At 49.9% G+C, this 14,701-nt stretch carries 16 protein-coding genes; all 16 read left to right on the top strand.

What is annotated here, in order from left to right:
• Window positions 1-10 precede the first annotated feature (10 nt).
• The 16 genes from P5G61_RS17225 (at window position 11) to P5G61_RS17150 (ending at window position 14,682) form a co-directional block, all read left to right on the top strand.
• On the top strand, window positions 11-1,009 hold the full coding sequence (locus P5G61_RS17225) for a VanZ family protein (RefSeq protein ID WP_301247650.1): 999 nt from the start codon (window positions 11-13) through the stop codon (window positions 1,007-1,009).
• 204 nt (window positions 1,010-1,213) lie between these two features.
• The gene (locus P5G61_RS17220; protein ID WP_301247649.1) at window positions 1,214-1,720 is read left to right on the top strand and encodes a hypothetical protein; all 507 of its coding nucleotides are present in this window, start codon (window positions 1,214-1,216) and stop codon (window positions 1,718-1,720) included.
• On the top strand, window positions 1,717-2,793 hold the full coding sequence (locus tag P5G61_RS17215; protein WP_301247648.1) for a CehA/McbA family metallohydrolase: 1,077 nt from the start codon (window positions 1,717-1,719) through the stop codon (window positions 2,791-2,793). Before P5G61_RS17220 ends, P5G61_RS17215 begins: the two co-directional genes overlap by 4 nt.
• Window positions 2,790-3,542, top strand: a complete 753-nt coding sequence (locus P5G61_RS17210; protein WP_301247647.1) for a glycerophosphodiester phosphodiesterase — start codon at window positions 2,790-2,792, stop codon at window positions 3,540-3,542. Before P5G61_RS17215 ends, P5G61_RS17210 begins: the two co-directional genes overlap by 4 nt.
• Window positions 3,527-4,591, top strand: a complete 1,065-nt coding sequence (locus tag P5G61_RS17205) for a LacI family DNA-binding transcriptional regulator (protein WP_301247646.1) — start codon at window positions 3,527-3,529, stop codon at window positions 4,589-4,591. Before P5G61_RS17210 ends, P5G61_RS17205 begins: the two co-directional genes overlap by 16 nt.
• Window positions 4,567-5,391 (top strand): ABC transporter permease, encoded by an 825-nt coding sequence (locus P5G61_RS17200; RefSeq protein WP_024633298.1) that lies wholly within the window; start codon window positions 4,567-4,569, stop codon window positions 5,389-5,391. Before P5G61_RS17205 ends, P5G61_RS17200 begins: the two co-directional genes overlap by 25 nt.
• Before the next feature lie 42 nt (window positions 5,392-5,433).
• Window positions 5,434-6,474: an ABC transporter ATP-binding protein gene (locus P5G61_RS17195; protein WP_024633299.1), complete on the top strand. Its 1,041-nt coding sequence runs from the start codon at window positions 5,434-5,436 to the stop codon at window positions 6,472-6,474.
• A 14-nt stretch (window positions 6,475-6,488) separates the two neighbouring features.
• Complete coding sequence (locus P5G61_RS17190) at window positions 6,489-7,652, top strand: extracellular solute-binding protein (RefSeq protein WP_301247645.1); 1,164 nt, start codon at window positions 6,489-6,491, stop codon at window positions 7,650-7,652.
• Complete coding sequence (locus P5G61_RS17185; protein ID WP_024633301.1) at window positions 7,649-8,488, top strand: ABC transporter permease; 840 nt, start codon at window positions 7,649-7,651, stop codon at window positions 8,486-8,488. Before P5G61_RS17190 ends, P5G61_RS17185 begins: the two co-directional genes overlap by 4 nt.
• Window positions 8,489-8,737: 249 nt before the next feature.
• Window positions 8,738-9,277, top strand: coding sequence for a glycerol-3-phosphate responsive antiterminator (locus P5G61_RS17180; RefSeq protein WP_301247644.1), 540 nt, complete (start codon window positions 8,738-8,740; stop codon window positions 9,275-9,277).
• 140 nt (window positions 9,278-9,417) lie between these two features.
• A complete protein-coding gene (locus P5G61_RS17175; RefSeq protein WP_301247643.1) occupies window positions 9,418-10,131 on the top strand; it encodes a glycerophosphodiester phosphodiesterase in 714 nt (237 codons plus the stop codon).
• An 18-nt stretch (window positions 10,132-10,149) separates the two neighbouring features.
• A complete protein-coding gene (locus P5G61_RS17170) occupies window positions 10,150-10,983 on the top strand; it encodes an HAD-IIA family hydrolase (protein WP_301247642.1) in 834 nt (277 codons plus the stop codon).
• 22 nt (window positions 10,984-11,005) lie between these two features.
• Window positions 11,006-11,857, top strand: a complete 852-nt coding sequence (locus tag P5G61_RS17165; protein ID WP_301247641.1) for a metallophosphoesterase family protein — start codon at window positions 11,006-11,008, stop codon at window positions 11,855-11,857.
• Between the two features lie 23 nt (window positions 11,858-11,880).
• On the top strand, window positions 11,881-12,969 hold the full coding sequence (locus P5G61_RS17160) for an ABC transporter ATP-binding protein (protein WP_301247640.1): 1,089 nt from the start codon (window positions 11,881-11,883) through the stop codon (window positions 12,967-12,969).
• A complete protein-coding gene (locus P5G61_RS17155; protein ID WP_301247639.1) occupies window positions 12,966-13,838 on the top strand; it encodes a carbohydrate ABC transporter permease in 873 nt (290 codons plus the stop codon). The genes P5G61_RS17160 and P5G61_RS17155 overlap by 4 nt, the downstream gene beginning before the upstream one ends.
• Before the next feature lie 19 nt (window positions 13,839-13,857).
• Window positions 13,858-14,682 carry a carbohydrate ABC transporter permease gene (locus P5G61_RS17150; protein WP_301247638.1) on the top strand — a complete coding sequence of 275 codons (825 nt, stop codon included), beginning with the start codon at window positions 13,858-13,860 and terminating at the stop codon, window positions 14,680-14,682.
• The last annotated feature ends 19 nt before the right edge of the window (window positions 14,683-14,701 follow it).

Below are 14,701 nucleotides of genomic sequence, written 5' to 3'. Positions count from 1 at the left end.
GATTTGCTGTATGTATCAAGGGAAGTCACGGAGAATCGTCGTTGTTCTGTTGGGGTTATACACGATATTAACCTTATTCTTTTTATTTGTAGGTTTTAATAGGTCCTCTTTTAATTATGACCAAGGTCTAAGATACCATTTAACATTTGAAGGTGTTCCTTTGCATTTTCCTATGGGAAGAGACTTTCAAATTTGGTTCTTTGATTTAGGAAATTTTCTTGCCTTTATCCCATTTGGGATGGTCATCCCGCTTCTGTATCGTTGCAGTTTTACCCGATTTATCTGCTTTTTTATGATGGGCATCACGGTTATAGAGTTGATTCAAATGTTCTCCCGCTTGGGGGCGTTCGATATCAACGATATCATCATAAATACATTAGGAGCAGCAGTAGGGTATTGGTCGCAGCGAATCATAATACAGCATAGAGATACATTTAAGGGAATGCTTAAAATCGCCCTGACAGCGGTAGTCATTTCTACCGGAATGATTCTTGTTGTAGGAGGCATCAATCATTATTTAGATAACGTGGACGGAGAAGTCGTGGTTCTGAATGAACTTGCGGTCAACGAAGGGACTGTGAAATGGGATGCAAATCTAACCACCTTTGCTGCGGGAACGACCCAGGTTGAACCTCAACTCAATCTGTACAGCCTGGAAAACAGAAAAAACAATGCGTTTTCATATCTATTAAACGGCAATTATGCAAAGATGGAGGGCTATGTCGCCATAACAGGAAATGCTGACGACACTGCAAGCAGCGATAGAAACGAAATCATCTTTATCGCAGACGGAGCAGAAATCTATTCCATCAGTTTGGGAGGAGAGCGTGAGCCGAACTCTTTTCACTTTACTGTGAAGGGTACCAAAGAACTGATCATCAAAGTTCTCGACAATGGTACAACTCCGAACACCAATATCGTGATGTGGGATGTTACTCTAACCGAGGTGAACACAGGCCAAAGAATGATAAACATGATTACTGATCCGATTAAAGAAGTATTCAAGTGAAACTGAATGCCCTTTGTATGCAGTGCGAAAACAATTTAGCGATCAAAAGATAAGATGACCAATCTTCTTTTAATAGAAGATCGGTCTTTTTTGTATTTACAGAACATTAACATGATGCAGATACGGGTCTAATTTTTTTCCCGTAACATAAGTGATAGATGTGGGAACGGTCCCACACTCATCCAACTTTGCATCACGAAAGCCGTGCGAAGACAACGAAAAGATGAAAGGCGGTGCGGCGTAATGGAGCTGCTGGATCTACAAGGATATGCGTCTCCTGAGGATTCAAAGACACATATCCGCATTCCTTTTGAGTTAAACGAGGGCTGTGGGAAGCTGAACCTGCGATTACAATATGCGCCGAAGATGCTCGAGAATCGGGAGAAGGCGCTGCAGCTACTTAAGAATAGTTATGACTTATACATTTTGCCGGAAAATCGGGAATTCGCAATGGAGAATGCCGACAGGCACCTCCCCCTGAAAAATTTGATCACACTTTCGCTGGACGACGCGCGGGGATATCGCGGAGCGTGCCATCGTCAGGATGAAGTGCAGGAGTTGTTCGTATCGGAGCGAGATGCTTCACCCGGCCTCATGCCGGGTGAGCTGGTTCCCGGCTCCTGGAGCGTCACACTCAGCCTGCACTGTATCGTGACAGATATCTGTGATTACCGGCTGCAAATCTGGACGACGGAGGAGGACATCGTATGAAATGGCTCGCCTGCGAACTGCATACACATACACTGCACAGCGACGGCAGCCAGACGCTGGAGGAGCTGGCGGCAGGGGCGGCCAATCTGGGCTTCGACGCCATCGCGCTGACCGACCATAATACGATGTCCGGCCTGATCGGCAAAGAAGAACTGGAGCGGAAATACGGACTTCGAATTATTCCCGGCATGGAGTGGACGACCTTTTACGGTCATATGGTGACGATAGGATTAAGCGCTTTTGCCGACTGGCGTCAAGTAGATCGGGACAGGATCGATGAGGGGATTGAAGCCGTACATCGGCTCGGCGGAATTGCCGGGCTTGCCCATCCGTTTCGCATCGGCAGTCCGGCCTGTACCGGGTGCTTCTGGGAATACGAGATCGGAAATTGGTCCGTCGTGGATTATATCGAAGTCTGGTCCGGAACGTTCCCTTCCATCCAAACGAACAATCGGCGGGCATTTGATCTGTGGACACAAAAGTTGAATGAAGGGTATCGGATCGCCGCCACTTCGGGCCGGGACTGGCATGCGCAGGTCGAAACGGAAGAGCCGATATCGGTCACATACCTCGGTATCGAGGACAACGCAGTTGAGGAGAGTGGTGGTTCGGTATCTCTACCCTTACATGAAGAAACCCTGATTCAGGCGCTGCGGGAAGGGCGCGCTTCCGTAACCATAGGTCCTCTGCTGACCTTGAAGCTAAACGCTGGTGGTTCTGACTATCCAATCGGCTCTACGGTTCCATCGGTAGTCGAGAGACCGGAAGCCGCAGCGCAGCCGATCCAGGTGAACTTGACGCTGGACTTCTCGGTCCGCGCCGGACTGTGGTCGCTGCCGACGCAGGTCTGCAGATTGAAGCTGTGCTCCAATCTGGGCGAGGAACTAATTCTGGAAGTACCCTTTTCATCAGACGGACAGATGATGCAGTTCGAAGCCCAACTGACGGAATGCGCTCCTGATATTCCCCGCAGGTGGATTCGCTCCGAGTTGTGGGGAACCGTGCAAGGCGCTTATGTTCGAATCGCTTTTACCAATGCGATCTATTTCGAAGAAGGAGGATACCCGCGATGAACAAATTTCCGCTGGTCACGGCCCACACCGGCTGCATGGGGCATCCCGATCATTCTTATGAGTCGCTTCAGGCAGCTCTGACAGTTGGCGCGGATATTTACGAAGATGATATCCGGTCGACTCGGGACGGCGTACCGGTGCTCGCACATGATGACGATATTGCCTTGGCGGATGGAAGCCGCGGCAGCCTAGCAGAATTAACGTTGAAAGAGTTGAATGCCAGCTTGTCGGTGCCAATTCCGACCCTTCAGGATGTGCTTGGGCAGATCCGGGAAGCCGGTAAAATCATGAATCTCGATATCAAAACGGACAGCGCCCTCGAGCCCGTGTCCATCCTGGTCGAACGGATGGGTATGACCGAAATGGTGTTTCTCAGCGGCTGCAATTATGGGACGGCGGTCAAAGTCGGTCGCTACGCTCCGCACATCCGCAGGCTGCTTAATGTGAACATGCAAAGCTTCGGAAGTCTGCCTTACGACGAGGCCATGCTCCAGGCCTGCGCAGAAGGCCGCGAAGCCGGCTGCTTCGGGCTTAACGTACCGTATCAGGCAGTGCGGCCAGAACTAATGGAAGCGGTAAGGGGGAATGGTCTGGATCTCTACGTCTGGACAGTTACGGAGGCGGACGACATGCGGCGACTTGCGCAGTGGGGCGTCAATTCGATAACAACCCGCGATCCGGCGAAGTTGATCGCCGTCCGGGGAGAAATGGAATGTGCAGAGGAGAATAGGGATTGGACAATAAACTGAATCATAGTCTGCGGGAGCTGGCACAGTTGGCCGGCGTATCGAAATCTACCGCATCTCGGGTCATCTCCGGAAATGGATACGCGAGTCCGGAAGTCAGGGAACGCGTGCTTAAGGCGGTCGAGCAGCTTCGTTACAAGCCGAGCGCCGTCGCCCGAGCGATGGTCGCGAAGCGGACTCACAACATCGGAGTCATCGTTTTTCGCGACAGGCTGCCGATCGTATCCCACACATTGTACGGCAGAATCATCGACGAGATTCTGATGGCTGCTGAAGCACTGGGCTACTCGATCTTCCTGAAGACCGACCGGGAGATGTCGCTGCGCTCCACCGATTATATGCTGGAGCAGCGGGTCGATGGACTCATTCTGGTCAGCAGGTTGCAGAAAAATGTCATCGATTACGTCAAGAACTTCAATATCCCTTACCTGATGGTGAACGGATCGACCGAGGATCCGGATGTGGTGCATCTTGTGAGCAACGACGAAGCCGGCGGAGAACGGGCGGCAGAACATCTGTATGCATGTGGACACCGCAAATTCTTCATCATCGCCGGACCGGGTGAGCATCGGAGCCACTCATTGCGACTGGCGGGCTTCCGCAAGCGACTCGAATCCCTTGGCGTTTGTTCCGGCCAAGAAGGGTTTACCGTCGCTCAGTCTTCGGAATCCAGTTTCGATTCAGGCCGGAAGCTGATGGAGGAGCACTATGCGGCATTCCTGGAGGGAGGATATAGCGCTCTGTTTAGCACCAATGACATGCTGGCACTGGGCGCCATGAAAGTGCTGATGGAGCGCGGCGTCCGCATCCCGGAGGAAGTGTCCGTAATGGGTTACGATAATACCGAAGTGGCGGGGATGTATCACCCGTCGCTGACGACTGTCAGTGTGGATGCGTCCGGTATAGGCCGAGACGCGGTATCCATTCTGGACCGCCTGATCAGCGGCGAGGGGAGCGTGCCGCGCCTGATTGAATACGAAAGCGAAGTGATCGTTCGTCAATCGACAAATGGAAAGGAGGATGGGACATGTTGTGGTACTGGAAACACGTAGGCCCAAGAAGAATTATCGAATTTGTGCTACTGACCGTGTTCGCCGTTTTTTTCGCGGGTCCGCTGGTCAACCTGCTTGTACTTGCTTTTAGCGAAAAGTGGAATTATCCGGACATTCTGCCCCAGGTATGGGGTTTCAAATGGTGGGAGTTCGTACTGGCGAAGGACGATATCGTCTCGTCGATATCACTGTCATTCCTCATTGCCACCCTGGTGACTCTGCTGTCTATCGTCGTTTGCATCCCAGCAGCGTACGCCTTCGCAAGACTCCAGTTTCCGCTGAAGCGGATGTTCCTGTTTTCGTTCCTGCTGACACACGCCTTTCCGAAAATGGGGTTGTACGTCTCCATCGCAGTCCTTTTCTACCGGATTGGCCTGATGAATACGCTGCTCGGCGTTGTACTGATCCATATGATCAACGTGTTGATGTTCATGACCTGGATTCCAACGTCTGCTTTCCGCAACGTGCACCGTGCACAGGAGGAATCGGCACGAGACGTTGGGGCGAGCCCGTTCAAAGTTTTTCGCAGCATCACACTGCCAATGGCAATGCCGGGCATCGTGGTCGCTTCGATCTTCACGTTCCTGAATTCGCTAGACGAAGCGCAGGGGACCTTCCTGGTCGGCATTCCTGATTACAAAACAATGCCAATCGTCATGTATTCCATCATTTCCGATTTTCCGAGCAGTGCCGGGGCCGTATTCTCGATCATCCTGACGCTGCCGACCATTATCTTGCTGGTAGCAGCCCAGCGGCTGGTGAGCGCGGACGTGCTGGCGAGCGGTTTTCAAATGAAATAGAAATGTTTCGGTCACTATACCGGGGCAAAAGGAGGCAGAAGCATGCAGTTGTCTGTACGAGAGTTAGCCAAACGCTACAAAACCGGTGACGGGGTCAGCGGCATCAACATTGATATCGAAAAAGGCGAGCTAGTCACTCTTCTGGGTCCTTCGGGGTGCGGCAAAACCACCGTGCTACGGAGCATCGGGGGGTTTCTGGAGCCGGACTCCGGTGACATCTTGATCGAGGGCAAGAGTGTCATTCAGCTTCCACCGGAGAAACGGCCGACCTCGATGGTGTTCCAGAGCTATAATCTGTGGTCACATATGTCGGTATACGACAATCTGGCGTTCGGCCTGAAGATCCGCAAAATGCCGAAGGCAGAGATCCGCACGGCGGTCGAGGATGCGCTCAAGCTGGTCCGGCTGTCGGGCTTCGGGAAAAAGTATCCGGCCGAGCTTTCGGGCGGACAGCAGCAGCGGGTTGCGCTGGCTCGATCCCTGCTGCTCAACCCGGCGGTACTGCTGTTGGACGAGCCTTTCTCGGCACTGGACGCCAAGCTGCGGCACGAAATGCGCGAAGAACTGCGCGAGATCCAAATGAAGACGGGTCTCACGATGGTCTTTGTCACGCATGATCAGGAAGAAGCACTATCGTTATCTGACCGCATTATCGTCATGAATCATGGGCACATCGAGCAGATTGCTCAGCCGCAGAAGATTTACGATGAGCCGGCTTCCTTGTATGTCGCCGGTTTTATCGGCAAAATGAATTTCTTGAAGGGGGTGGCTGAAGGGGAGAGTATACACATTGGAAGTCTTAGCCTACCGAACGAGAAGGGGCTAAGCGGACAGGTGACGGCGGCGGTCCGGCCAGAAGATGTTCAGGTGAGCAGTACCACAATGGGTGAAGGTATTTTGGCAGGCAAGGTCAAGCAGGTGATGATTCTGGGACATTACGCGGAAGTTACCGTGGAACTGATGGAATTCGGCATCATACGTGCTTTTCTGAACAAGGAATTCGTTGAGCAGCTGCAGGTAGGAAAAGACGTTGGGATCTCGATATCGAAAATGACCGGATTCCCGGTCGCTGAATCGAACTGAGGAGGATGAATGATATGCGTTTGAAGAAGCCATTTGTATCATTGTTGACTGTTGTGGGATTGTCCATGTCACTGCTGGCCGGGTGTGGAAGCGGAAGTGAGAATACAAGCAGTTCCACCGATGGAAATGCTGCGGCATCGGGTAATCCGGTATCTTTTAACTTCTATTTTACTGGCTCACAAAACGTCAAGGACCTGTGGGATTCGCTGGAGCCGATGTTCGAGAAAGAGCATCCGGATATCGATGTGAATCTGGTCTACATCCCGTCTGGTACCGGCGCTGAGCCGACCTACGACCGGATCGTGGCCGCTAAGAAGGCTGGCAAGGGCTCAGGAGATATCGACCTGTACGAGGACGGCATCAACTACGTCGCGCAGGGCACAAAGGACGGGATTTGGACACAGCTGAACGAGAAAGACATTCCGAACCTGAGCAAAGTCAACGCAGACACGATGAAGGATGTGGACAACTTCGCAGTGCCGTATCGTTCTTCAGCCGTTGTTCTGGCCTATGACAGCAGTAAAATCTCCAATCCGCCAACTACACTGGACGAGCTGCTGGAATGGATCAAAGCCAATCCCGAGCAGTTCGCGTATAACGACCCGTCAACGGGCGGTTCAGGCAGCTCTTTCGTCCAGACGATCGTCTATAAGGATCTGCCAGAAGAAGACATTCACAACTCTGATCCGGCAATAATGGAGAAGTGGAACGGCGGCTTTGATACCCTCAAAGAGATCGGACCGTATGTTTACGGGAAGGGCATCTATCCGAAGAAAAACCAGGGCACACTGGATCTGTTGATGAATGGTGAAGTATCCTTAATTCCAGCTTGGTCGGACATGGTGCTGCAGCAGCTGAACGAAGGCTTGTTGCCAGATACGATCAAGATGCAGCAGATAACACCGGGATTCAACGGTGGGCCGACTTACCTGATGGTCAACCAGGAGTCAGACAAGAAGGAAGAAATCAACGAGTTCCTGAATTTCGTCCTGTCCCCCGAAGCACAGGAGGTCATCGTGGACAAAATGAACGGCTTCCCGGGTATTGAGCTCTCCAACATGTCGCAGGAAATGCAAGATAAGTTCGACGGTGTGGCCGAAGGCTTCCGCACGTTCAACATCGGGGATCTGGGCACGGAGATTAACAAACGCTGGCAGAGCGACGTTGCCGCGAAATGAGTAAGGAAGCCAGACAGTCGATTACGGGCCTGGCGATGGTGCTCCCCTCCTTCGCCATCCTGCTGATCGTCGTTATTATCCCGATCGTGCAATCCTTTATCATGAGCCTGAGTAACGGTTCGGGTGGATACGATCTGAGCCGCTATACGTATCTGTTCACGGATAAGGGGATGCGGAGCAATATCGTTTTTACGCTTCGGGTGACCGCCATTACGTGTGTTGCCGTGATATTGGTAAGCTACACGCTGGCGATTTACATGCGCTTCAACCAGGGGCCAATTGTCAATTTGATTCGTAAAACGTACATGATCCCGCTGTTTATCCCTGGTGTCATCGCCACCTACGGCCTGATCAACCTGCTTGGTAACCACGGCTGGCTTGCCCGTATGCTTGAGGTGGTCGGGATTACGCTGCCGCGCATCATTTTTGACGAAAAAGGAATCATCATCGCAAACTTATGGTTTAACATTCCATTTACGACGATGCTGCTCAGTTCCGCGCTCTCGGGCATTCCTTCGTCGGTTATTGAGAGTGCTAAGGATGTGGGCGTAGGCAAACTGACGCTGTTTACACGGTTCATTTTCCCGCTGTCGTACAAGACATTTCTTGTCGCCCTGACCTTTGTCTTCATGGGAGTGATTGGCTCGTTCACCGCGCCCTACCTCATCGGAGCCAATTCTCCGCAGATGCTGGGTGTCTCCATGCAGCAGGTGTTCAGCGTCTTTCAGGAGCGCGAACAAGCCGCGGCGATCGCGTTCTTCTCATTCCTGCTTTGTTCGGTGCTGGGTGCTTTCTACATCCGGTCGATGGCAGAGGAGGAGAAGGCGAAGATATAAACGGGGTGCAGAAGAGCATGATTACCGTATCACTTTGCAGAATCATTAATAACTAGAGATCTGTAGATGAGCAACTGTTATGTTAGTAGAAAGCCGCTAAGTGCAAAGCATTTAGCGGCTTATTTTTTGAAACGATGATCGTGCCAATAGATAACCTGAAATTAACAACCCGTTTACATAAAGATGATACATCACGAATATTTACGCTTTAACATTTAAGATGACAAACGAGGGAATGAGGACAGACTCATGAAGAATTATCCGATCATAGCCTCCATCACGGTAGATGAACAGATTTCACAAGCTATAGCAAGTGATGTGAAACGAGTTATTTTGATGACAGGGAACATAACCAATCTTGGTTCGATCATAGACAGTCTGCATCAAAGCGGTAAACAGGTATATGTGCATACGGAGATGGTATCCGGGATTGGACGAGATGCCTCTGCCATTCAATATCTTGCTGATGTGTTTAAAGTGGACGGAATCGTAACGACGAAGAGCAACGCGGTTTCTGCCGCAAAGCAAGCGGGCATCTTAAGCATTCAGCGCATATTCGCCATTGATACAGCAGCCATAACGACAGCGGTTCGTATGATTATGAGTTACAAGCCGGATGAGGTTGAACTGATGCCAGGGCTTATGCCTCGAGTCATTCAAGAACTGACAGAACGCATCACACAGCCTTTGATTGTGGGAGGCCTTATCCGGCACGAGGAAGAAATACAACAAGCATTAAAGAGCGGAGCAGATTTTGTTTCCGTAGGACACGAGAAATTCTGGAATTAATTTCATACATTTATCCTTGGGTGGAGACGACGAGAAAACCCGGTGGTAAGTAAATCAATACAACCTTGATGTTGAAGGAGGGTGATTTGCTGCTGGGTTTTTTGTGTTGTCCAAAAAATACAAACAGGAGGTAACAAAACATGATAATTCAAGGAGTTGCTCATCGCGGTTATCCAAAAAAGTATCCTGAAAATACGATTTCCTCCTTTTTAAAGGCGGTAGAGCTTGGGTTCACACATCTGGAACTCGATGTACATCTCAGCAAGGATGGAATTCCGGTTGTCATTCATGACCATACACTTGACCGTATGACCAATGGAACGGGTAGGGTGGTCGATTACACAGCTTCGGAGCTGCAATCTTTAGAAATGGAGCAAGCGGAGCATATTCCATCCCTGGAAGAGGTACTTCGAACTTTAAAGGGTAAGATTCAACTTAACATTGAGCTGAAGCAGATGGGAAACTATTACCCTCAGCTGGAGGAAAGGGTTCTTGAAGTGATTGAGGAATTCGACATGCTGAATCAGGTGGTTATTACGTCATTTGATTTTGATGCTCTGGAGAAAATCAGGCAACGTTCAGGCGATGTACGCATCGGTCTCATCACCTTTGGCTGTTCGAAGGCTATTCTTGACTGGTCTCAAGAAATGGGGGCGACATTCTTGTCCATACACCATGCCTTTGTGACCGAGCATTACATTCAACAATGTAAAGAATTGGGAATTCAACTGATGGCTTGGACAATTAATGAGACTTCCGTCATGAAGAAATTTCAGGAGTATCCGTCCGTATGGGTCTGTACAGACGAACTGGAATGCTTCATCGATGTATTGGAGTTGTCCAGCTCATTGTGAGCGGGCAGGCGTACGGTTATGGAGGATTTATATGCTTACGATGCTTATTGCTTTGATTTGGACGGAACAATCTATATTGGCCAGATGAGACTGCCTGGCGTAAATCGCTTTATAAGCAGCTTGCGGTCACGAGGCAAACGTCTGTTGTTCCTTACCAATACTCCTGTTCTTACCAAGGAGGATTGCTACAAGCGGCTGCTGAGTTTGGGCATTTCGTGCCAGCCTGATGAAATTCTGACCGCCGGCTATGTGTCGGGAATGTATTTTGCAGAGCATGCGCCGGACGCCAAGGTGCTGATTGTAGGGGAGGAGGCTTTGCGAAGAGAACTTCGGGCAATCGGGATAGCAATTACCGAGGATCCCAATCAATCCACGCATGTGTTGGTCGGAATGGATCGGGAATTTCATTATGATAAGCTTCATCGGGCGGCAAAAGCAGTACGCCATGGAGCAGCTCTGCTCGCAACTAATCCGGACAATTGCTGCCCCGTTCCAGGGGATATCATCCCGGACACCGGAGCGATTCTAAGCTCGATCGAGGCGGCTAGCCAGCAGAAAGCATCGGTCGTGATTGGCAAGCCCTCTCGCTATTATGCAGAGAAGGCGCTCCAGCTTTTGGATGTGGATCGCAGCAGATGCCTCATGATAGGCGATCGGCTGGAAACAGACATTTTATTTGGACAACAGAATGGGATGAAGACTGCGCTCGTGCTTACGGGTATCTCATCAAGAGAGGATATCGCAAAGACAGATATCGTTCCGGATTATATATGGCCTTCCCTCAACGAATGCATCATGGAGCAGCAGGTCCATTCAAAGACTTTAAATGTGTTGCAGGTAGAGAAGGCTTAAGCGGCAAGGTGACCAAAAAAATATGGAGGTGGCGTTTATGCGTCTGGCGTTACTTGGCGATCTTCACTATTCAAGCATGAGTCACGGGACAGAAGAAGTGAAGGCTGCAAGAGTCCGGGCATACGAGCATATGCTCAAAGCTTTTCTGAAGGAGGAGGCGGACTTTCATATCTCTATTGGGGATTTAACGCATGAAGGAACGGCTCAGGAACTCCGATCGATTTACTCTATTCTTGCGAAAAGTGAACGGAGCTTCATTCATGTGCTCGGCAATCATGATACGTATTCATTGCCCAAGCATGAAATTTCCACGCTTACAGGTCAGCCATGCTATCGAGCCGTAGATACGCCTCACGCCAAACTGATTTTTTTGGATACGACCAAGGAAATGAACCGTTCGGATTGGGGAGGAGAGTTGAACGAAGAGCAGCTGACATGGCTTAAAGCTCAGCTTACCGATTCTCATCAGAAGCAAGTTCTCCTTTTTGGGCATCATCCGGTATTTGATACCACTGCCCGCTCGACGCTCGATAAGCTGTACATTCGTCCTCAGGATGAACTAAAAGACATGATCAATAGTCTGCCACAAGGAGGCATCTATTTTTGCGGGCATAATCACATGAACTCAATCGTGAAGCAAGGAAATTGGCATTATGTACAGACGGCAGCTTGTCTCGATGTGCCAGCATACCGCGTTATTGAAGTTCATGAGAACGAGGTAACCATAACTCACCGGCTTATACAGGATGCTGATCTTAATCATGATATTCAGAGCTTTTGTCGTGATACGCCTGGGTTTGGCCCTGTTGCGGATGCACTGGGAGAAGAGCGCGACCTTCTGTTGACCGTTCAATTAACGTCGGCCGCACAATAATGAAGAAGGAGTGAGTGATTGGCATGGCACAAATTGTACTGAAGCAGATTGAAAAAAGCTTCAAGCAGGATAAAGTCATCGAAGGTCTCAATCTGACCATTGAGGATGGGTCATTTACGGTATTGGTTGGCCCGTCCGGCTGTGGAAAATCGACGACACTCCGCATGATCGCAGGACTTGATAAGGAGTCGGGCGGTGAAATTTGGATCGGAGACCATTGTGTCAATGGAGTGGAGCCGGGCAAGCGAAATATTGCCATGGTATTTCAAAACTATGCACTATATCCAATGATGACAGTCAAGGAAAACATCGAATTTGGATTAGTGAACCGCAAGGTGCCTCGGCCTGAACGAGAACGTCTCGTTAAGGAGATCACCGAGGTCGTCGGCCTAGCCGAGTATTTGCACAAGAAGCCGCAGGCTCTGTCTGGAGGTCAGCGTCAGCGGGTTGCCCTAGCTCGGGCCATGGTTAAGAATCCAGGGGTTTTTCTGATGGACGAGCCATTGTCCAATCTGGATGCCAAGCTTCGCCATCAGATGCGAACGGAGTTAATTCAGCTTCACAAACGACTCGGTGCAACCTTTGTCTTTGTTACTCATGACCAGGTTGAGGCCATGTCGATGGGAGACCGTATCGTCATTATGAATAAAGGACGTATTCAACAAGCGGATAGTCCAATGAAAATCTACGATGATCCGGATAATGTTTTCACAGCCCAGTTTATCGGCACACCACCGATGAATGTGATTGATCGTGAACGTATCCTGCCTTTGCTACATGGGCAGCTTCATGACGAAATTGGGCAGCTTGGCTTCCGTCCGGAGAAGGCAACGATGACGACTGAGAACAGGCCGCAGCCCGGACAATTGCAGTTCCCGGCTCGCATCCTGACACGCGAGACACTGGGAGCAGAAATCATCTATCAACTGGATTCCGCGCTTGGTCTTGTCTCGGTGAAGAGCTTTTTGAAGCCGTTGGAGTCAGCCTCCGAGGTGTACATCTCCGTGCCTATGCAGGACCTGTACTATTTTGACCGGGGTGGTGTGCGCGCCCGCCAGCATGAGCGGGCCGAAGTCGGAGAGCTTATTGTCCTGGGAGGGAACTATTCATGACCGTTTGGTCCAGGCTTCGTCCCTATGCCATGGTGGCTCCCTCCATCGTAGTGTTCTCCATTTTTTTCATCTATCCGATCTTCTATATGATCTTCTTGAGCTTTTACAACTGGGATTTCATTAATCCGGTCAAGGAGTTTGTGGGCTTTAACAACTTTATCGAGCTGTTTAAGGATAATGAATTTCTTCAGGTGCTGAGCAATTCCTTGAACTATACGCTTCTATCCGTATCCTTATCCATTGTGATTTCGCTTCTGCTTGCGATATGGCTGAATCGGGAAGGGGCATGGTACGGGTTTGTGCAGGGAGCACTTTTCAGTCCACATATTGTTTCACTTGTCTCTGTTTCACTAGTGTGGATGTGGCTGATGGATCCCAAATTCGGTCTGCTTAACGGTTTGCTTGATATGGTTGGATTACCAAAGTTGGCATGGTTGAGCAGTCCCGACAGTTCATTGCTGTCTCTTGTGCTTGTTTCGGTCTGGAAAGGTGTGGGCTACAACGCGCTCATCTTCATCGCTGGTCTCCAAAGTATTCCTAAGGATGTGTATGAGGCTTCAGCTCTGGACGAGGCCAATTGGTGGCGGAAGTTCTACAAGATTACGCTGCCCATGCTTTCGCCGACCCTGTTTTTCTTAATTATCATTAATTTGATCAGTTCATTCCAAGTGTTTGAGACGATTGCCATTATGACCAACGGGGGTCCGATCAATTCAACCAACACGCTCGTCTTCTACATCTACGAGTATGGATTCCGCTACTTCAAGATTGGTTACGCTTCGGCAGCGGGAGCGATCCTGCTCGTTGTCGTCGGTTTGCTTACGCTGGTCTACTTCAAGTTGCTGAGCCGCAAGGTTCACTACCAATAGAGAGGAGAAGGGAAATGTCATGGCAAGGAAGTCATTGCTGCGTATCCTGAATATTACTGCCACGATCGCATTGGTTGCGATTTTTGCAATCCCTTTTCTATGGATGATTTCAACATCATTGAAGTCTTACCCGGAGACGGTGATCTTTCCACCCAAATGGATTCCCTCCAAGGTGATGTGGAGTAATTTCCAAGCGGCGTGGGAATCGGGGCCTTTTTTGAAATATCTAATGAACAGCGTTGTGGTATCGGTCAGTATACTCATTCTTCAATTCACGACCATTATATTGGCAGCCTATGCGTTTGCAAGATACTCCTTCAAAGGAGACAAGCTGTTATTCGGGATAACGATGGTGACCTTGATGATCCCGGGTCAGCTCATTTTCCTGCCTGTGTATTTGCTGATGAGCAAGTGGGGACTCATTAATAATCTGCTGGCACTCATTCTGCCCTTCTCTTCCAGTGCCTTTGGCATATTCATGCTCAGGCAGTCATTCAAGCAAGTACAGGAAGAGCTTATTGAAGCGGCACGGCTTGACCAAACGCCAGAATGGAAAATCATTCTCAAAATTATGGTGCCGATGGCCCGTCCTACGCTGGTCACCTTTGCATTGTTCAGCTTTATTGCACACTGGAATGATTACTTCTGGCCGCTCGTGATGACAACCTCCGATGCAGCAAGAACACTTCCGATTGGGATCTCTAAGCTGCGCGAGGTGGACGGAGGAGCTGCCTGGCACATTTTGATGGCTGGAAACATGATTTTGGTCGTTCCAATTCTTATTGTTTTCTTATTTGGACAACGTCAAATTATTAAAGCATTTGTCTATTCGGGTGTAAAATAATTAATTTAACAGGAGGATT

This window comes from Paenibacillus vandeheii (assembly GCF_030433635.1).
In the GTDB taxonomy this organism is placed as follows: Bacteria; Bacillota; Bacilli; order Paenibacillales; family Paenibacillaceae; genus Paenibacillus; species Paenibacillus vandeheii.
This window is presented reverse-complemented; position numbering and strand designations above follow the sequence as displayed.